The organism is Streptococcus sp. SR1 (assembly GCF_000526075.1).
Classification (GTDB): domain Bacteria; phylum Bacillota; class Bacilli; order Lactobacillales; family Streptococcaceae; genus Streptococcus; species Streptococcus halitosis.
In genome coordinates this window covers 131,728-149,061 of the sequence record NZ_JATR01000014.1, presented here as the reverse complement: position 1 = coordinate 149,061, position 17,334 = coordinate 131,728, and the positions used below count along the sequence as shown (strand labels likewise).

Below are 17,334 nucleotides of genomic sequence, written 5' to 3'. Positions count from 1 at the left end.
GATTCGTGGTTTTATAGTTCATCTGCTATTTTATTGATTTTTCTTAGTCTGTGGTTGACACCACTTTTGGTTAGGGGATTGCTCAGGCTATCTGCCAACTGCTGGATAGAGTAGTCTGGATGCTGAATCCGCAACTGCGCTACCTCTTGCAAATCCACGGGTAAATTTTCCAAACCCATTCTATCTTTGATTTTACTGATATTGTTGATAGTCTTCATACTAGCAGAAACCGTTCGAGCGATATTGGCTGTTTCAGCGTTATTGGCTCGATTGAGATCATTACGGGTTTCACGCAAAATCTTGACGCGCTCAAAATTATCACGCGCCTGCATGGCCCCAATCACAATCAAGAAATCCATAATGTCTTCTGCCCGCTGGAGATAGGTAACTGCACCTTTCTTTCGCTCAATAACCTTAGCGTCCAGCAAAAACTGCTGGAGGAGAGAGGCCAATCCTTGTGCATGGTCCAGATAAACGGAACTAATCTCCAACTGATACTTACCAGACTCCGGATCTCGGATGCTACCATTTGCCAGAAAGGCCCCACATAAGTAAGCACGACCAGCTTCTTCATCTGCTAAGATATCGGGATCAATACCCGTCTCCAAACCAAAGAAGGAATCCGCAAGCCGCAAATCAGCCAAAAGCTCCTGCACCCTCTCATCGGTATAGACCGTGTAGACACGATTCTTGCGAAGATTGCTTCTCTGATGGTGACGAATTTCTGACTTGATGTCATAAAAATGGAGAAAAGACTCATAAAGATGACGAGCTAACTTGGCATTTTCGGTCACGACGGACAAGGTCAGGCCTGAAGTAGAGAGACCGATACTGCCAGACATCTTGATGATGGCAGACAATTCATGACGACTGAGATGGTGTTGACCAAGAATTTCTTCTTTTACTGCAACTGTAAAACTCATTTTCTCACCTGTATGATGCGCATCAATTCGTCTACAATCAAATCGCCATCATGGAAGGCTCCTCCATTTTCCAAACGAAGGAAGTTGGATGAAATCACACGAGGAACCTGCTTGCAAAGACCAGCAAAATCATGCTCTACCTGAACCAAATACTCATCAAAACGGTTGGTATCCATGTATTCTCTAGGAACCTTTTCGATATTGACCAAGACCGTATCGATAAAAGGCCGACCTAAGTGTCGATGGAGGACTTCCACGTGGTCACTGTCTGAAAAGTACTCTGTTTCCCCACGCTGGGTCATGATATTGCAGACATAGGCGATCTCAGCCTTAGTCTCCAAGAGAGCCTGTCCAATCTCCTCAATAACAATATTCGGCAAAATCGATGTAAAGAGGGAACCAGGCCCCAAGACGATCATGTCACTCTCGAGAATGGTATTGACTACTCGACGGCTGGCTTGGGGTGTTTCATCATCCAAGGTATTGGTCACATAGACATGGTCGATCATACCTGGATGGTCTGCAATGTGGCTCTCACCTGCCACCTCAGAACCGTCTTTAAAGACTGCATGCAGTGTCAGAGGCTGATCGCTCGATGGGTAAATTTTTCCTGTTGTGTGGAAAAAGAGACTTAGCAGCTGCATGGCATTATAAGTGGACCCTTGCATTTCAGAAAGCCCTGCTATAATGATATTTCCTAGAGGATGACCCGCAAAAGCTCCAGCCTCTTCTGAGAAACGGTACTGAAAAACCTTCTCATAAAACTTAGGCATATCCGACATGGCTACCAGAACATTGCGAAGATCGCCTGGTGGTGTCAGCTGTTGGATATTCTTTCTTAGTTCACCAGAAGAGCCACCATCATCAGCTACCGTTACGATGGCTGCGATATCAACATCCTTTTCTCGCAAGCTTTTCAAAATGACGGGGATACCTGTTCCTCCACCAATTACCGTTATCTTTGGTTTTCTCATGAACGGTTTACCGTTTCCTTTCTTCTGTCTTTGTCACGATGGCTTTCATTGACAGGCCAGTTTTTAGCAAGGTCCTCAGCGATTCGCTTAGCAAAGGCAACACTACGGTGCTGTCCACCTGTACATCCTACTGCAATGGTTAAAACAGACTTGCCTTCTTTTTTGTAACTTGGCAAAATGGGCTCAATCAAGGCGAGTAAGTGTTGATAAAAACTTTCAGACTCTTCATGATTCATCACATAGTCATAAACTGCTTGATCCTCACCTGTCTGATTGCGAAGTTCAGGGAGGTAGTATGGGTTTGGCAAGAAACGGACATCAAAGACCAAGTCTGCATCGATAGGGATACCATACTTGAATCCAAAAGACATGACTTCGATACGGAAAGACTGGGCCTGTTCTTGATCTGAAAATTGCTCTGCAATGGTTTTACGAAGCTCACGCGGAGTGAGTTCGGTCGTATCCACCACATTTTGGCTCATGTTTTTCAAAGGTGCCAAGAGTTCGCGTTCCAGCTTGATGCCATCTAAAATCCGACCATCTGCAGCTAGAGGGTGACTTCGTCTAGTTTCCTTATAGCGTGCCACCAATTCCTTATCTGCTGCGTCTAAAAAGAGAATTTTGAAGTCCAAATCGTCTTGGTTTTCCAATTCATCCAAAACAGCCTGAATCTCTGAAAAGAAAGAACGGCTCCGCATATCGACTACTAGGGCTAACTTATGGTCATCATCCTTGGTCTCAACCAACTGCAAAAACTTTGGCAAGAGGGCTGGTGGCATATTGTCAATAGTGAAATATCCCAAATCCTCGAAGGACTGAATGGCTACCGTTTTCCCTGCGCCACTCATCCCTGTCACAATCACCAGGTGAAGTTGTTTCTTTGTCATCTATCTCTCCTTATATCAAAAAAAGTTTGGCAGAGCCAAACTTCAACTAGCTTATCCAATCTCTGCAATCACTTCAATTTCGACTTTTACATCACGAGGAAGACGTGCAACCTCTACAGCTGAACGAGCTGGAAATTCCTCTTTAAAGGCAGTCTGGTAAACCTCGTTAAAAGGAACAAAGTCATTCATATCGCTCAAGAAGCAAGTTGTTTTGACAACATGGTCAAAGTCTGTTCCTGCTTCAGCCAAAATAGCACCGATATTTTTCAAGACTTGTTCTGTCTGTTCTTGGATCGTTTCTCCTACAATTTCTCCAGTTTCAGGAGATAGGGGAACTTGACCGCTAGCAAACAAAAGATTGCCAACGATTTTTCCTTGAACATATGGTCCTATAGCTTTTGGAGCTTTGTCTGTATGAATTGTTTTTGCCATTTCTTTCCCTCACAATTTTTCTAATATTGCATCCCAAGCCTGATCCATCCCTGTCTTGCTGACAGATGAAAAGAGGATGAAGTCGTCACTTGGGTCAAAGTTTAATTTCTTTTTGATTGCTGATTCGTGCTTGTTCCACTTACCGCGAGGAATCTTGTCCGCCTTGGTCGCAACGATGATAACCGGAATCTCATAATACTTGAGAAATTCGTACATCTGCACATCATCTGCTGACGGGTCATGACGAAAATCCACCAGACTGACCACGGCACGGAGATTTTCCCTAGTCGTCAGGTACTCCTCAATCATGCGCCCCCACTTTTCACGTTCCTTTTTGGAAACGCGGGCATAGCCATAACCTGGTACATCCACAAAACGCATCTTGTCATCAATATTAAAGAAGTTGAGCAGCTGGGTTTTACCAGGTTTCCCCGATGTACGAGCAAGATTTTTGCGGTTCAACATGGTGTTGATAAAGCTAGATTTACCAACATTTGAACGTCCTGCTAGAGCAATCTCTGGCAGTTCATCCTGCGGATAGTGGGATTTATTAGCCGCACTGAGCAAGATTTCAGCATTGTGTGTATTAAGTTCCATAGTCACCTCTAGGCTGTTTCTAGGATGGGTTTTTCCGTTCCATCGACAGCTTCTTTCGTGATGCGAACCAATTTCACATTTTCTTGACTTGGTACTTCAAACATAACATCTAGCATGGTTTCTTCAATGATTGAGCGAAGACCACGCGCACCAGTTTTACGTTCGATAGCCTTATTGGCGATTTCTTGAAGGGCTTCATCGTCAAATTCCAACTCAACATCATCATAAGAAAGCAAGGTTTGGTATTGTTTGACCAAGGCATTTCTTGGCTCTTTCAAGATGCGAACCAAGTCATCAACCGTCAATTGCTCAAGAGCTGCAAAGACAGGCAAGCGTCCAATCAACTCAGGGATAATACCAAATTTTTGAATGTCTTCTGCGATGATTTCTTGCATGTAGGAGCTATTTTCGTCAATCGCCTTGTTATTTTGGCCAAAACCGATGACTTTTTCTCCCAGACGTTGTTTCACAATTTCTTCGATGCCATCAAAAGCACCACCCACGATAAAGAGGATATTTTTAGTATCCACCTGAATCATCTCTTGTTGTGGATGTTTGCGTCCTCCTTGAGGTGGCACGCTAGCGACAGTTCCCTCGATAATCTTGAGAAGGGCTTGTTGTACCCCTTCGCCCGAAACGTCACGTGTGATAGACACATTCTCGCTCTTCTTGGCAATTTTGTCAATTTCATCCACGTAGATAATCCCACGTTCTGCACGTTCGATGTTAAAGTCAGCAGCCTGCAAAAGTTTGAGGAGGATATTTTCCACGTCCTCACCCACATAACCAGCCTCAGTCAGAGCTGTCGCATCTGCAATAGCGAAAGGCACGTTCAAGCTCTTAGCCAAGGTCTGAGCCAAGAAAGTTTTCCCTGAACCAGTTGGGCCAATCATCAGGATATTTGACTTCTGCAAATCCACATCTTCTGACTCTTCACGCGTATCGTGGAAATTGATGCGTTTATAGTGATTGTATACAGCCACTGCCAAGGCACGTTTGGCACGATCTTGACCAATCACATAGTGGTTCAAGATATTGAGGAGCTCGATTGGTTTTGGCACTTCAGACAAGTCTGCCAAAACTTCCTCGGCCAACTCCTCCCGAATGATTTCCTGGGCCAACTCCACACATTCATTACAGATAAAAGCGTTGTTCCCAGCGATTATTTTCTTTACTTCTTCTTGACTTTTGCCACAAAATGAGCAATAAACCATCATATCATTTTTCCTATTTGTAGGCATGATTTCCTTCCATTCTAATTTATCATTCTATCTAAAATAAGTTCATGTAAAAAGCATGAATACTGTTTACCAGATTGGTAAAGGCATTCAACCAGAGTAAGGCAGACAGTCCATAGCGCTTCTTACGAAAAGCCTGTGCTCCAGTCAAGATACAGATTACACACAAAAAAGCTGTGAAAAATCCAAATATACTGCGCTCCATTAGACTTCCTTTCTATCTCGGTATTCGATGGTAAAATCATAGTCGTTTTTCTCATCTCGGGTGTAAGATTTGCTTGCGACCGTCTCAAAACGAGACAAGTCAAACGCCTCAGGGAAATAGGTATCTCCCTCTATCTGAGCATGAATCTGTGTCACGATGATTTCATCTAAATAAGGCTCAAAAGCCTGAAAAATCTGTTTTCCGCCAATGATATAGAGATTTTTTTCTTGACTCTGATACCACGCTAAAACAGACTCCACATCTTGAAATACGAGCGCCCCATCTATGACCTCTTCGCTATTGCGCGTTAAAATCAGGGTTTGCCGTTTTGGAAGCATACGACGTCCCATGCCATCAAAGGTCACTCGTCCCATCAGTATGGCATGATTTAAAGTTGTTTCCTTAAAATGTTGCAACTCTGCCGGCAAATGCCAAGGGAGACGATTTTCCTTCCCAATCACACCTTTTTCATCCTGGGCCCAAATGGCTATGATTTTCTTTGTCATGCTTCCGTCCTTTTTATTGATATTACTATTTTATCAAAATTCTCCCAAAAAGACTGTTTTGAAACGCGCGCAAAAGAGAGAAAAGGAGCAGGCATCATCTAGCCTGCTCCTCTCGTCCCTAGGACATATATTTTTTTGCTTCTGATTCAATTTTTTCGACCACTTCTTGGATACTTAGTCCAGTTGTGTCAAGATAAACTGCATCCTCAGCCTGCTTGAGAGGTGAGGTTTCACGATGACTATCCTTGTAGTCACGCGCCGCAATCTCTTCTTTCAGCGTTTCCAAGTCAGTCTCAATCCCTTTAGCAATATTTTCCTTGTAACGACGCTCTGCTCTTTCTTCAACAGAAGCCACTAGGAAAATCTTGAGTTCAGCTCGTGGTAAAACAACTGTCCCAATATCACGCCCATCCATGACGATACCACCTTGCTGGGCAATCTCTTGCTGGAGCGAAACAAGTTTCTCACGCACTTCAGGAATGGCAGCAATGCTTGAAACCTTGTTGGTCACTTCATTTTCACGGATAGGATGAGTGATATCCACATCCCCTACAAAAACAAGTTGATCACCTGTTTCTGAACGTCCAAAACTAATGGGATGTTGATCAAGCAATTCCAAAAGTTGCTCTACTTTTCCTGCATCCAACTGGTTTTTGAGAGCTATATAAGTCGCAGCACGGTACATAGCGCCCGTATCGAGATAAGTATAACCAAAATCTTTAGCGACAATCTTTGCAACCGTACTCTTACCACTGGAAGCTGGACCATCAATAGCAATTTGAATTGTCTTCATTCCCGACTCCTATCTTGTCTTGATCACATCACCTGGATTGGCAAACCAAGATCCAGATGACATATGAGAAGGATTTAACGCTTCCAACTGGGCAATGGAAATCCCTGCACGCTGAGCAAGAGCTGCCTCACCCTCTCCCGGATGCACAGTGAGTGTTCCCTCTCCTTCTGTGTGTTCTTCTGAACTGCTCTCTGAAGGAGTTGTTTCAGAAGAAGATGTTTCTTCTACCTTGCTACTTGAAGATGACGATGCTTCTACTTTAGAACTTGAACTTGTAGAAGGAGACGATGTATCATAGAAGTCCTTCAAAGATGAAGTACGATTGCTTCCTCCGGTTGATAAGTAAATCAATACAACTACCATCGCTACAACGATCACAAAGAAGAGGCTAGCTAGAACTGTTAAGACACGATTCGCAACAGCGCCTTTTCCTTTTTGTTTACGGCGACGACGCTCTGATCTTGATTCTTCCTCACTATTTTCATAGATATCTTCTTGCCATGGTTCCTTTGCCATACCTTACTCCTTGTATTTTTTAAACTTTCTTATTACAATATAAATATGAAACTCACACTTATACCTGAACGGTGCATCGCCTGCGGGCTTTGCCAAACCTATTCTGAACTCTTTGATTACCATGATAATGGAATCGTTCGATTTTGCGATGATCCAGTTGAATTGCAAAGAGAAATCGCTGAGACCAGAGATGTTCTGGAGGCCATCAAAAATTGTCCTACACGTGCACTTCTAAAAGATCCATCATAGTTTAAAAGGGAGATTGATTTTGTAGATTCTCTTTATCACTTTAATCCCTTCACCTACTAGTTTAGCATATTTCTAGGTAAAATTATAGTCTTTTCCGGTTATTTTTTCCTTCAAAAATAGAAAGATCACTTTTTTCTTTGATGAGGTAGAGTGGTCTTTTTTTGGTTTCCAGGTAAATCTTACTGATATACTTGCCTAGAATTCCAATGGTCAGAAGTTGAATCCCTCCAAGAAAGAGAATGACAGCCATCAGAGAGGTCCAGCCAGATGTTGGATTTCCCAAAATAAGAGTCCGAAACACTACAAAAACAGTCATCATAAAAGAAATAAAACAAGATAGAAGTCCAGCTACAAAGGCTATACTCAAGGGGAAATCTGAAAAATTGAGAATCCCTTCAATCGAGTAGAAAAAGAGCTGTCTAAAACTCCAACTGGTCTTGCCAGCCTGTCGTTCAACGTTTGGATAATCAAGATAGTGCGTTTTAAAGCCCACCCAGGCAAAGAGTCCCTTAGAGAACCGATTGGACTCGGTCAGGGTTAAAATAGCATCTACCACAGACCTTCTCATCATGCGGAAATCACGGACGCCTGAGGGGAGAGCTACTGGGCTGATTTTTTGCATGAGACGATAAAAAAGATCAGCACAGAAACTGCGAAAGAGGGGTTCTCCCTCCCGACTAGTTCTCCGTGTCCCAACACAGTCCAAGTCTGCATTTTGGTCTAGTAAGGCTTTCATCTCAAGTAGCATACCGGGAGGGTCCTGGAGGTCTGCATCCATCACAACCACCAGGTCCCCAGTCGCATACTGTAAACCTGCGTACAGAGCTGCCTCCTTCCCAAAATTTCGTGAGAACGAGATATAATGCACCGCAGGATTTTGCTCCCGATAAGCCTTCAAGAGCTCTAAGGTTCCATCGCTTGAGCCATCGTCTACAAAGACATACTCGACCTCTGCTCCCAGATCAGGAAGCAAATCTTCAACAGACTGATAAAAAAGAGGAAGTACTTCCTCTTCATTTAAACAGGGGACAATGATCGAAATCATTATCTTAGTCTTCAAATCCATTTGGATGCTTACTTTGCCAACGCCATGCGTCTTCACACATTTTCGTGATATCAAATTCTGCTTCCCATCCGAGTTCTGCTTTGGCTTTTGCAGGATCTGAATAGCAGGCAGCGATGTCTCCTGGTCGGCGTTCTACGATGCGGTAAGGAATGGGATGTCCCACTGCTTTTTCCATATTTTGAATAATTTCAAGAACAGAGTAGCCCTTGCCTGTTCCAAGGTTATAAATGTTAAGGCCAGACCCTTTTTGGATTTTTTGAAGAGCTGCAACGTGACCTTTAGCCAAATCGACAACGTGGATATAGTCACGAACACCAGTTCCATCTTCCGTATCGTAATCGTCTCCGAAGACTTGCACTTGCTCTAATTTTCCAACAGCTACCTGAGTCACATATGGTAAGAGATTGTTTGGAATTCCATTAGGATTTTCTCCTAAATCTCCACTCTCATGCGCTCCGATTGGATTAAAGTAACGAAGCAAGACCACATTCCATTCTGAGTCTGCTTTGTAGATATCAGTCAAAATTTCCTCTAACATAAGCTTAGTACGGCCATACGGATTGGTCACTGAAAGTGGAAAATCTTCTAAGATTGGAACCGTGTGAGGATCTCCATATACTGTCGCAGAAGAGCTGAAGATGATATTCTTACAGTTTGCTTCTTCCATAACTTTTAAAAGACTAAGAGTTCCAGCGATATTGTTGTCATAGTAGGCAAGAGGGATACGTGTTGATTCACCTACAGCCTTCAAACCAGCAAAGTGAATCACACCTGTTGGCTCTTCTTGCTTGAAAATATCTCTGAGAGTATCAGTATCACGGATATCTGCCTCATAGAAAGGAATTTCAACTCCTGTGATTCTTTCAACAACTTCTAAACTTTTACGGTTGCTGTTGACAAGGTTATCCACTACAACCACTTGATGACCTGCTTGGATCAATTCAATAACAGTGTGGGTTCCGATAAAACCTGCTCCACCTGTTACCAAAATCTTTTCTTGCATCTTTTTTCCTCGATTCTCGAATTATTTTTTCTTATTTTACCATTTTTGGTAGGGAATGTCATTTGCCATCCTAAAGGGGAGACTAAAATTTTAGTAAAATGCTTATACTCTTCGAAAATCTCTTCAAGCAATGTCAGCTTCGCCTTGCCGTGGGTATGGTTACTGACTTCGTCAGTTCGATCCACAACCTCAAAACAGTGTTTTGAGCTGACTTCATCAGTTCTGTCCACAGCCTCAAAGCCGTGCTTTGAGCAGCCTGCGGCTAGCTTCCTAGTTTGCTCTTTGATTTTCATTGAGTATTATTCGCTTTTTACTCGTTTGACATAGTTTGCAATTGGGTAGTTTACTGGGTCCAAGGTCAATTCCTTGTCTTGGACCAATTGGGCTAGATGGTAACCGATGATAGGCCCCGTTGTGAGACCTGATGAACCTAGACCACTAGCTACATAGACACCTGCTAAACCAGGTACTTGCCCAAAGAAAGGCGAGAAATCACTGGTGTAGGCACGGATTCCTACTCGCTCACCCGATGATTTCGCTTCTGCCAAGGCTGGATAGTGAGGTAAGGCTGCCTCCTCCATTTGTTGGAGCAAGGTGTCATCTACCGTCAAATCAAATCCCATATCATTTTCATGAGTAGCGCCCAAGGACAATTTCCCACCTGCAAAAGGGATCAAATCCCATTCCCCTTCTGGCATGACAACAGGGTATGATTCCATGTCTTGGGCAAGCTGATAATCTCGGAGTTGCCCCTTTTGGGGACGAACATCTACCTCATATCCTAAAGGTTCCAAAATGTCCCCCAACCAAGCTCCCGTCGCTAGCATAACCTGATCAAACACCTCTTCGCCAATCTGATAGCCAGATGCTAAAGGTATCAGACTCACTTTTTCTTTGACCAGCTTGACCTGACTGGCTTCTAGCAAACGATTCACTAAGATTTGACCATCTACTCTCGCCCCACCAGAAGCATAGAGCAAGTGGTCAAATCCCTGCAGACCAGGGAATAATTCATTTGCAGACGCTTGGTCTAAAATGGCTAACTGACCTATCAAGGGAGATTCTTCCCTGCGCTGAAGGGCTAGTTCATAGAGTTCTTCCAACTTGGATTCATCCTTTTTCAAGAGAAAGACTCCCGAACGCTGATAAAAGTCGATTTCTTGCCCTGACTTCTCTAAATCAGCCAACAAATCCACATAAAAGTCAGCTCCCAAGCGCGCCATCTTGTACCAAGCTTTATTGCGTCGTTTTGAAAACCAAGGACTGATAATTCCTGCTGCAGCCTTGGTTGCTTGCCCCTGTCCATGGTCAAAAACGGTCACCTCTAAATCTGCTTCTTTGGAGAGGTAGTAGGCAGCAGTTGCCCCTACAATCCCTGCTCCAATAATGGCAACTCTTTTCATTGTCTTCACCTTCTAACTAAATATGGTGGAAAGGATTAGTCAAGGCTTGACTAGGCAAGATATCAACAGTCCAGCTATTTTCTGCCTTCCATTGAGTAAGAAGTGCTGCGATTTTTTCCACAAAAAGCACTTCTATATAGTGGCCTGGGTCCAATGCCAACAGGCCATCAGAAAGCATATCCTGAGCTGTGTGGTAGTAGATATCACCAGTAATATAGACATCTGCCCCCTTAGCTAGAGCATCCTTATAGAAAGATTGACCACTACCACCACAGATGGCTACTCTTGAAATAGACTTCTGCAAATCACTCTCTTGATAATGCACCATGCGAAGACTATCAAGACCAAAGACTTGCTTGACATGCTGGGCCAATTCCCCAAAGGTCCGAGGCTGAATATTTCCAATACGACCAATCCCACGTTCTGGGCCTGTTTCCTGGAGATAAGTCGTCTCCTCAATGCCTAGCATCTGGCAGAACCAGTCATTGAGACCATTCTCTACAATGTCGATATTAGTATGACTGACATAAACGGCAATGTCATGCTTGATAAGGTCGATGTAAATCTGATTTTGTGGACGGCTGGCTACCAAATCCTTAATCGGACGAAAGATAGGCGCGTGCTTAACGATAATCAAATCCACACCCTTTTCAATGGCTTCAGCAACCGTCTCTTCACGAATATCCAGAGCAACCATGACCCTTTGAATATCCTTGTCCAAAGTGCCGATTTGCAGACCACGACTGTCACCCTCCATAGACAATTCCTGAGGGCAAAAGTCTTCATACGCCTTAATTACTTCACTTGCTAACATGGAGCACCTCCTTGATGGCTTGAATTTTATGAGCTAGAACTTGACGTTCCTCCAGATTTTTTTCTGGGATTTGTTCGAGGGCGAACTCTAGCTTAACAGCTTCTTTTTGCCATTTTTGGACAAATACTGGACTGACCTCTTTGGACAAGAAAGGTCCAAAGCGAACATCACTGGCTGATAGCTTCATTTGTCCTGCTTCCACCACCAAAATCTCGTAGAATTTACCAGCTTCTTCTAGGATGCTTTCTGCTACAATCTGAAAGCCGTTACCCTGTAGCCAGATGCGCAAGTCGTCTTCACGATTATTGGGTTGGAGGATCAAACGCTCTACATTAGCTAGCTTGTCCAAGCCTTCTTGCAATATGGTCGCAATCAAACGGCCACCCATACCAGCAATGGTGATAACCGACACTTGGTCTGCCTCTTCAAAGGCTGCCAAGCCATTGGCTAAACGGACTTGGATTTTCTCCTTTAGACAGTGAGCCTCAACGTTTTTCACCGCTGACTGGTAGGGGCCTTCCACCACCTCACCTGCAATGGCGCTTTTGATTTGGCCTCTCTCAACTAACTCGATTGGCAGATAAGCATGGTCACTCCCCACATCTAGTAACACAGCACCTTGTGGCACAAAGGAAGCTACCAATTCTAATCTCTTTGAAATCATCTTCTCTCACTTTCCAAAACTCTATTACCTCTTATTATACCACATTTCAGCTAGCAATCTTGCACCTAAAAAGACCGCAATCCACAGATTGCAGTCTTTCTTTATTTTCTCGCTTGGTAACGACTAGTCAAGATGAAAATCACGGTAAAGACCAACATCATGGCCCCATAAACAGGCAGTGTTTGTCCTGTTAAGGTCGAAATTTCAAGCAACTTTTGGATCATTGGGAAAAGAGCTGTGGCTAGGAAGCCTCCTACTGACCAGACAATCAAGAGGACACGCCAGAGGGTGAATGGCATGCAGGCTCTAAATACGGATAAGAAACCGATAGACCCAAGGAGATAATAGAGTAGGGTTGAGATTTCTAACTCAGACCAACCTTGACTAGCTCCAAAAATTTTCACAAAAAGAACGCTGAACACGACCATGAGGGCACTTGGTAGGGCGCGAAGTATGGATTTTCTGAGGAAGTTTGGTTCAACAGGCTTGATATTTCGCTCAAAAGTCAGAACGAATGGTGGGAAACCTTCCACAAACTGGTCGATCATGGTAATCTGGATTGGAATGAAGGGGAAAATCAAGATCCACTCAGACCGTCCCAGAAGAACACTGGCAATACAGATGACTGCTAACAGGAAGGAATAGATCGTTTTAATCAAGAAGATCGGTGCGATATGGGCGATGTTATTGACCACCCGACGGCCTTCAAAGAGAATCTCAGGAACATCATTAAAGTCTGAGTTCAAGAGAACCAGATTGGCAATCTGACGAGTCGCCGGATCTCCCTCCGCCATTACAATCGAACAATCCGCCTCACGAAGAGCTAGGATGTCATTGACTCCGTCCCCTGTCATTGCCGTTGTATGCCCTGCTTTTTTCAGCGTTTGGATGATGAGTTTCTTTTGATGAGGGGAGACACGTCCAAAAATAGCTGTCTCTTCAGCCATGGCAATCAATTCCTCATCCGTGATTTTTGAACAATCTACATAGCTGTGATAGTCTGCAAAGTCAGCTTTCTGAGCAATGCTGGATACAGTGACCGGATTGTCACCAGATATAATCTTGAGGCCCACTTTCTGAGAACGGAGATAGTCTAGCGTTTCAGCGGCTCCTTCTCGAATAGGGTCCAAGATTTCCAGCAAGGCTAGAGCCTGAATATCAGACGGTTTCTGTGTTTTGTGGTGGTCTAGTTTTTCCTGACTGAGGGCTAAAACCAAGACTCGTGACCCTCTCTCCAAAGCCTCTCTGGCTTCTGGTACTTCAGAGTCCAACAACATCTCAGGAGCTCCTAAGAAAACTGTCCCTAGCCCTTCTAACTCCATAGCTCCCCACTTACGGTCGCTTGAGAAAGGAAGATTCGAAAGCATAGGATAGGAGACCTGTCCTTGGAAACGCTGGCGAATGGCTTGAGCTGTTGGATTTTTATCCTCACTATGAGCTATGTAGCTGGTCAGAATGTTAGTAATAGCCTCTTCACCATAAGTTTCCGTCAGAGGAAGAACTGCCTCCACCTGCATCTTTCCTTGGGTGATGGTCCCCGTCTTGTCCAGACAGAGCATATCCACGCGCGCCAAGGTCTCGACAGAGTACATCTCCTGCACCAAGACCTTTTTCAAGCCCAGCTTAATCACCGCAGTCAAGAGCGAAGTTATGGTCAAAAGGGCGATTCCCTTGGGCAACATTCCCAAAAGAGCTGTTGACGAATTTACAACGGATGACTTGAGGGGTAGGCCTTTTAACATCAAGGCTTCTAGCAGAAGAGCTAGACCAAAGGGAATGATAATCTTCCCAGTAAAACCAGCTAGCTTGTCTAGCGATTTCATGATACGGGAGTTGATCGGTTTCACTGTCTTAGCTTCCAGCATGAGTTTGGAAGCATAGTTGTCTGCCCCGACATGGTGAACTTTAGCTAAAACAGACCCACTGGCTAAGAAACTTCCAGACAAAAGCAAGGTATCCACTTCTTTTTGCACCAAATCACTCTCACCCGTTAACATGGCTTCATTGACTTCCGCAAAGCCTTCCAAAACCAAGGCATCACTAGGAATCTGCTCTCCTGCAGACAAACGAATGACATCTCCTAACACCAATTCTTCAGGATTCAGAGCCACTTCTTGGCCATCACGAATAGTCTTGACCTTTTCCTTGGTCATGAGATTGAGCTTGTCCACCATGTGTTTGGCCCGTAGCTCGGTCACAATTCCAGAAAAAGCGTTAAAGCAGATAACAGCAAAGAAGACCAAATTGCTCCAAGCCTGCACAAAAGCTAGCGCCAAAGCAATGGCAAAGTTTAACGCGTTAAAAAGTGTAAAAACATTTCGTTTAATGATTTGCCAAGTACTGGTACTGGCCGATGCGGTAAAGTCATTGACCAAACCTTGAGCCTGTCTTTCCTTGACTTCTCTTTGGGTTAATCCCATTATCTTATTTTTATCCATAAATTCTATCATATCATTTTTTCTAGCAGAATTCTAATCCTATCTAAAAACTGTCCACTGATAACTGAAAAAGTTTGCCAGTAGTGTTTCGATAAGGTATAATAATAAAAGCAATACAATCGAAGGAGATCTCATGTTTTATACTTATTTGCGTGGACTAGTCATGCTGATCTTGTGGTCCATTAATGGCAATGCTCACTACCACAATACTGATAAAATCCCTAGCCGAGACGAAAACTATATCCTCGTCGCACCTCACCGTACCTGGTGGGATCCTGTTTACATGGCCTTTGCGACCAAGCCAAAACAGTTCATCTTTATGGCCAAAAAAGAGCTATTTAACAACCGTATCTTTGGCTGGTGGATCCGTATGTGTGGAGCCTTTCCTATCGACCGGGAAAAACCTAACGCCTCCGCCATCAAGTACCCTATCAATGTCCTCAAAAAAAGCGACCGTTCTCTCATCATGTTTCCAAGTGGGAGCCGTCACTCAAATGATGTCAAGGGTGGAGTTGCCTTGATTGCTAAAATGGCCAAGGTCCGTATCATGCCGGTCACCTACACAGGTCCCATGACCTTGAAAGGTTTGGTTAGCCGTGAACGTGTGGATATGAACTTTGGAAATCCTATCGATATCTCAGACATCAAGAAAATGAATGATGAAGGAATCGAAATGGTTGCAGATCGTATCCAAGCAGAATTCCAACGTTTGGATGAAGAAACCAAACAATGGCACAACGATAAAAAACCAAACCCACTCTGGTGGTTTGTCCGCATCCCTGCCCTCATCCTTGCTGTGATTGTTGGTATCCTAACGATTATCTTTACCTTCATCGCAAGCTTTATCTGGAATCCAGATAAGAAGAGAGAGGCTCTTGGTTAAAAAATACAATTATCCCTTGGCTTTTGCCAAGGGATATTTCTTTTATTCGATTTTCCATTTTTGAGCCAACCAGTTGGAAAAGGTTAGGAATCGTTCAACCACTTGCTCATGATGCCCATAGGGATCAAAGACAAACTGACTAGTCGGATAGTGCTTCTGAAGACTAGTATGGATCTGCTCAGCATAGGCTGGTGCTTGAGCCAAGCGATTGGTATGATGAACTCCTTCTGTTTGACCATTCTGTAAATACAGTAAACAATCTAAATTTTTCACCCTTTCTTCCCTGCAATAAGTCGTAAAATCAGGATACCAAAAGGAACCGCAGATAGAGAAGATACAGGAAACCTTATCAAAACGGAAAAGACTGTATACTGCTGTCAAACCACCTAATGAATACCCTCCATAGGCAAGACGATCTTCGTCCAGTTGATAAAGAGACTGCAATTTTTCTAAAAGACCTCCAAATAAATGTCCATGATAGACGTTGGCTTGACCTCCAAAATCTGGAGCTCCATCTCTCAGAGCAGATGCCTTCCAAGGAGTGTAGTCATCTAGGCGATTTTTAGAGGTCAAGCCCACTAAAATCACAGATTCGGACAGAGATGATAGGAAATCCAAGTTTCCATCATTCAATAAAATAGCCGGATAGGTTTGATTGGGATCATAGGTCGAAGGAAGGCTGACCTTGACTTGGATCCCTTCCCAATCAAACTCATTATTTATTGATAAAATCATTGATTTTCTCAAGGGAATCAATCACTGCTGGACCATAGTCCATCAACTCATCGTAAGAGATGGTCATGATTTTTTGATTCTTAATTGCAGGAACGTTTTCTAAAACTTCATTTGCCTTCATCAACTCTACAGCTGTGGCATCCAATTTTTTATTGCGGTCGCTGGTTACATAGATAATTAATTCAGGATCCATTGACACGAGATTTTCCAAGGTCAAGCCTGATGTTCCCGTTGCGACATTGGTATAACCAAGTTGATTTAGCAAGCTTTCTTGCAAAGCAGACTTGTAAGCGCCGAAGGTTTCGTCGTTATAAGCAACCATAATCAAAGCCTTTTTCTTTTCACCTTGGCTTGTTGGGTTTGCTTTCTTAACAGCGTCAATTTTAGCTTGTAATTGGGCTGCGTATTCATTAGCCTTGTCCTGCACATTAAAAATCATTCCAAGATTTTTAACGTCTTCTACAATATTTCCCAAATCTTGCTGAATCGTTGAGAGAGAGGCTTTCTGCGTATAGATTGGGATTTTATTTTCATTCCAAGTGCTAACTGTTCCCAAGGATTTTTCAGAAAACATCATGTTTCGACCCATCACAGTGTCTGGCTCATAAGAAAGGACTGTCTCTTGTGAGACTGTTTTTTTATCCCCAATTTGAGGAATCGTCGCAATAGCATCCTTGTATTTGTCCGTTACAGCATTGTCTGGGTTAAGCATGCCAGCAATTTTATCCTTCAAGCCTAACTCCAATAAGATTTCAGTGGTTGAAAGATTGTTAGTGATAACTTTTTCAGGTGTCTTGTCAAAGACTTGTTCGACTTCATTTCCCTTAGCATCATAGGTCTTGACCGTTAGCGGATAACTCGTCTCTGTGCTCGCCTTTTGACTTGTTTCTGTGCTAGATTGTGAGGTTGCTTTTTCAGTGGTAGTGTTGTTACAAGCTGCCATGGTTAGGGTAGCTACTGTTACGAGTAAAATGCTTAGTGTTTTTTTCATCTTGTTTTCCTTTTCAT

General features: G+C 43.5%; 21 protein-coding genes. 2 read left to right on the top strand and 19 right to left on the bottom strand.

All coding sequences use genetic code 11. The features are described 5' to 3' along the window. Positions 1 to 11: 11 nt before the first annotated feature. The 10 genes from whiA to HMPREF1518_RS04520 all read right to left on the bottom strand — a co-directional run bounded on the left by whiA (position 12) and on the right by HMPREF1518_RS04520 (position 7,071). Complete coding sequence (whiA, locus tag HMPREF1518_RS04565; protein ID WP_000011266.1) at positions 12 to 923, bottom strand: DNA-binding protein WhiA; 912 nt, start codon at positions 921 to 923, stop codon at positions 12 to 14. Next, positions 920 to 1,897: a YvcK family protein gene (locus HMPREF1518_RS04560; RefSeq protein ID WP_001231060.1), complete on the bottom strand. Its 978-nt coding sequence runs from the start codon at positions 1,895 to 1,897 to the stop codon at positions 920 to 922. Before HMPREF1518_RS04560 ends, whiA begins: the two co-directional genes overlap by 4 nt. Then, positions 1,894 to 2,784, bottom strand: a complete 891-nt coding sequence (gene rapZ / locus HMPREF1518_RS04555) for an RNase adapter RapZ (protein WP_000163039.1) — start codon at positions 2,782 to 2,784, stop codon at positions 1,894 to 1,896. The genes HMPREF1518_RS04560 and rapZ overlap by 4 nt, the downstream gene beginning before the upstream one ends. Before the next feature lie 51 nt (positions 2,785 to 2,835). Further along, positions 2,836 to 3,216, bottom strand: a complete 381-nt coding sequence (locus tag HMPREF1518_RS04550; protein ID WP_001140420.1) for a RidA family protein — start codon at positions 3,214 to 3,216, stop codon at positions 2,836 to 2,838. Positions 3,217 to 3,225: 9 nt separating this feature from the next. After that, positions 3,226 to 3,813 carry a ribosome biogenesis GTP-binding protein YihA/YsxC gene (gene yihA / locus HMPREF1518_RS04545; RefSeq protein ID WP_000422603.1) on the bottom strand — a complete coding sequence of 196 codons (588 nt, stop codon included), beginning with the start codon at positions 3,811 to 3,813 and terminating at the stop codon, positions 3,226 to 3,228. 8 nt (positions 3,814 to 3,821) lie between these two features. Continuing rightward, on the bottom strand, positions 3,822 to 5,054 hold the full coding sequence (clpX, locus tag HMPREF1518_RS04540) for an ATP-dependent Clp protease ATP-binding subunit ClpX (RefSeq protein ID WP_002874765.1): 1,233 nt from the start codon (positions 5,052 to 5,054) through the stop codon (positions 3,822 to 3,824). 31 nt (positions 5,055 to 5,085) lie between these two features. Then, positions 5,086 to 5,256 (bottom strand): hypothetical protein, encoded by a 171-nt coding sequence (locus HMPREF1518_RS04535; protein ID WP_000442251.1) that lies wholly within the window; start codon positions 5,254 to 5,256, stop codon positions 5,086 to 5,088. Further along, complete coding sequence (locus tag HMPREF1518_RS04530; protein ID WP_033584444.1) at positions 5,256 to 5,762, bottom strand: dihydrofolate reductase; 507 nt, start codon at positions 5,760 to 5,762, stop codon at positions 5,256 to 5,258. The genes HMPREF1518_RS04535 and HMPREF1518_RS04530 overlap by 1 nt, the downstream gene beginning before the upstream one ends. Before the next feature lie 118 nt (positions 5,763 to 5,880). Next, complete coding sequence (cmk, locus tag HMPREF1518_RS04525) at positions 5,881 to 6,555, bottom strand: (d)CMP kinase (protein ID WP_033584442.1); 675 nt, start codon at positions 6,553 to 6,555, stop codon at positions 5,881 to 5,883. 9 nt (positions 6,556 to 6,564) lie between these two features. Beyond that, positions 6,565 to 7,071, bottom strand: coding sequence for an SAG1386/EF1546 family surface-associated protein (locus HMPREF1518_RS04520; RefSeq protein WP_001040924.1), 507 nt, complete (start codon positions 7,069 to 7,071; stop codon positions 6,565 to 6,567). Between the two features lie 45 nt (positions 7,072 to 7,116). On the opposite strand from HMPREF1518_RS04520, the gene HMPREF1518_RS10645 reads away from it, so the two are divergent. Then, a complete protein-coding gene (locus tag HMPREF1518_RS10645; protein WP_165442223.1) occupies positions 7,117 to 7,320 on the top strand; it encodes a ferredoxin in 204 nt (67 codons plus the stop codon). Between the two features lie 82 nt (positions 7,321 to 7,402). Here HMPREF1518_RS10645 and HMPREF1518_RS04515 read toward each other — a convergent pair whose 3' ends face one another. From HMPREF1518_RS04515 to HMPREF1518_RS04485, 7 genes are all read right to left on the bottom strand, one after another. Further along, positions 7,403 to 8,386, bottom strand: a complete 984-nt coding sequence (locus HMPREF1518_RS04515; RefSeq protein ID WP_161802766.1) for a glycosyltransferase family 2 protein — start codon at positions 8,384 to 8,386, stop codon at positions 7,403 to 7,405. Further along, positions 8,370 to 9,389 (bottom strand): UDP-glucose 4-epimerase GalE, encoded by a 1,020-nt coding sequence (gene galE / locus HMPREF1518_RS04510; protein WP_033584440.1) that lies wholly within the window; start codon positions 9,387 to 9,389, stop codon positions 8,370 to 8,372. The genes HMPREF1518_RS04515 and galE overlap by 17 nt, the downstream gene beginning before the upstream one ends. Beyond that, on the bottom strand, positions 9,368 to 9,682 hold the full coding sequence (locus HMPREF1518_RS10640) for a hypothetical protein (RefSeq protein WP_081730804.1): 315 nt from the start codon (positions 9,680 to 9,682) through the stop codon (positions 9,368 to 9,370). The genes galE and HMPREF1518_RS10640 overlap by 22 nt, the downstream gene beginning before the upstream one ends. Positions 9,683 to 9,688: 6 nt before the next feature. Further along, positions 9,689 to 10,792, bottom strand: a complete 1,104-nt coding sequence (locus HMPREF1518_RS04500) for an NAD(P)/FAD-dependent oxidoreductase (RefSeq protein WP_033584438.1) — start codon at positions 10,790 to 10,792, stop codon at positions 9,689 to 9,691. Between the two features lie 16 nt (positions 10,793 to 10,808). Then, on the bottom strand, positions 10,809 to 11,606 hold the full coding sequence (locus tag HMPREF1518_RS04495) for a Nif3-like dinuclear metal center hexameric protein (protein ID WP_033584436.1): 798 nt from the start codon (positions 11,604 to 11,606) through the stop codon (positions 10,809 to 10,811). Then, positions 11,593 to 12,270 (bottom strand): tRNA (adenine(22)-N(1))-methyltransferase, encoded by a 678-nt coding sequence (locus HMPREF1518_RS04490; protein ID WP_033584434.1) that lies wholly within the window; start codon positions 12,268 to 12,270, stop codon positions 11,593 to 11,595. Before HMPREF1518_RS04490 ends, HMPREF1518_RS04495 begins: the two co-directional genes overlap by 14 nt. Before the next feature lie 101 nt (positions 12,271 to 12,371). Next, a complete protein-coding gene (locus tag HMPREF1518_RS04485) occupies positions 12,372 to 14,708 on the bottom strand; it encodes a cation-translocating P-type ATPase (protein ID WP_033584432.1) in 2,337 nt (778 codons plus the stop codon). Between the two features lie 133 nt (positions 14,709 to 14,841). Here HMPREF1518_RS04485 and HMPREF1518_RS04480 point away from each other — a divergent pair, with 133 nt between their 5' ends. Continuing rightward, the gene (locus HMPREF1518_RS04480) at positions 14,842 to 15,591 is read left to right on the top strand and encodes a lysophospholipid acyltransferase family protein (RefSeq protein WP_000500180.1); all 750 of its coding nucleotides are present in this window, start codon (positions 14,842 to 14,844) and stop codon (positions 15,589 to 15,591) included. Between the two features lie 42 nt (positions 15,592 to 15,633). Here HMPREF1518_RS04480 and HMPREF1518_RS04475 read toward each other — a convergent pair whose 3' ends face one another. Beyond that, positions 15,634 to 16,326, bottom strand: coding sequence for an alpha/beta hydrolase-fold protein (locus HMPREF1518_RS04475; protein ID WP_000603757.1), 693 nt, complete (start codon positions 16,324 to 16,326; stop codon positions 15,634 to 15,636). Next, the gene (locus HMPREF1518_RS04470; RefSeq protein ID WP_033584430.1) at positions 16,307 to 17,317 is read right to left on the bottom strand and encodes an ABC transporter substrate-binding protein; all 1,011 of its coding nucleotides are present in this window, start codon (positions 17,315 to 17,317) and stop codon (positions 16,307 to 16,309) included. The genes HMPREF1518_RS04475 and HMPREF1518_RS04470 overlap by 20 nt, the downstream gene beginning before the upstream one ends. Between the last annotated feature and the right edge of the window lie 17 nt (positions 17,318 to 17,334).

Bases quoted from the DNA above. Each gene is read 5' to 3' on its own strand.
- HMPREF1518_RS04515 (WP_161802766.1), bottom strand. From the start codon at position 8,386: ATGGATTTGAAGACTAAGATAATGATTTCGATCATTGTCCCCTGTTTA.
- HMPREF1518_RS04475 (WP_000603757.1), bottom strand. From the start codon at position 16,326: ATGATTTTATCAATAAATAATGAGTTTGATTGGGAAGGGATCCAAGTC.
- cmk (WP_033584442.1), bottom strand. From the start codon at position 6,555: ATGAAGACAATTCAAATTGCTATTGATGGTCCAGCTTCCAGTGGTAAG.
- clpX (WP_002874765.1), bottom strand. From the start codon at position 5,054: ATGCCTACAAATAGGAAAAATGATATGATGGTTTATTGCTCATTTTGT.
- HMPREF1518_RS04520 (WP_001040924.1), bottom strand. From the start codon at position 7,071: ATGGCAAAGGAACCATGGCAAGAAGATATCTATGAAAATAGTGAGGAA.
- HMPREF1518_RS04560 (WP_001231060.1), bottom strand. From the start codon at position 1,897: ATGAGAAAACCAAAGATAACGGTAATTGGTGGAGGAACAGGTATCCCC.
- HMPREF1518_RS04535 (WP_000442251.1), bottom strand. From the start codon at position 5,256: ATGGAGCGCAGTATATTTGGATTTTTCACAGCTTTTTTGTGTGTAATC.
- rapZ (WP_000163039.1), bottom strand. From the start codon at position 2,784: ATGACAAAGAAACAACTTCACCTGGTGATTGTGACAGGGATGAGTGGC.
- yihA (WP_000422603.1), bottom strand. From the start codon at position 3,813: ATGGAACTTAATACACACAATGCTGAAATCTTGCTCAGTGCGGCTAAT.
- HMPREF1518_RS04490 (WP_033584434.1), bottom strand. From the start codon at position 12,270: ATGATTTCAAAGAGATTAGAATTGGTAGCTTCCTTTGTGCCACAAGGT.
- HMPREF1518_RS10640 (WP_081730804.1), bottom strand. From the start codon at position 9,682: ATGAAAATCAAAGAGCAAACTAGGAAGCTAGCCGCAGGCTGCTCAAAG.
- HMPREF1518_RS04550 (WP_001140420.1), bottom strand. From the start codon at position 3,216: ATGGCAAAAACAATTCATACAGACAAAGCTCCAAAAGCTATAGGACCA.
- HMPREF1518_RS04500 (WP_033584438.1), bottom strand. From the start codon at position 10,792: ATGAAAAGAGTTGCCATTATTGGAGCAGGGATTGTAGGGGCAACTGCT.
- HMPREF1518_RS04480 (WP_000500180.1), top strand. From the start codon at position 14,842: ATGTTTTATACTTATTTGCGTGGACTAGTCATGCTGATCTTGTGGTCC.
- HMPREF1518_RS04495 (WP_033584436.1), bottom strand. From the start codon at position 11,606: ATGTTAGCAAGTGAAGTAATTAAGGCGTATGAAGACTTTTGCCCTCAG.
- HMPREF1518_RS04485 (WP_033584432.1), bottom strand. From the start codon at position 14,708: ATGGATAAAAATAAGATAATGGGATTAACCCAAAGAGAAGTCAAGGAA.
- whiA (WP_000011266.1), bottom strand. From the start codon at position 923: ATGAGTTTTACAGTTGCAGTAAAAGAAGAAATTCTTGGTCAACACCAT.
- HMPREF1518_RS10645 (WP_165442223.1), top strand. From the start codon at position 7,117: ATGAAACTCACACTTATACCTGAACGGTGCATCGCCTGCGGGCTTTGC.
- galE (WP_033584440.1), bottom strand. From the start codon at position 9,389: ATGCAAGAAAAGATTTTGGTAACAGGTGGAGCAGGTTTTATCGGAACC.
- HMPREF1518_RS04470 (WP_033584430.1), bottom strand. From the start codon at position 17,317: ATGAAAAAAACACTAAGCATTTTACTCGTAACAGTAGCTACCCTAACC.
- HMPREF1518_RS04530 (WP_033584444.1), bottom strand. From the start codon at position 5,762: ATGACAAAGAAAATCATAGCCATTTGGGCCCAGGATGAAAAAGGTGTG.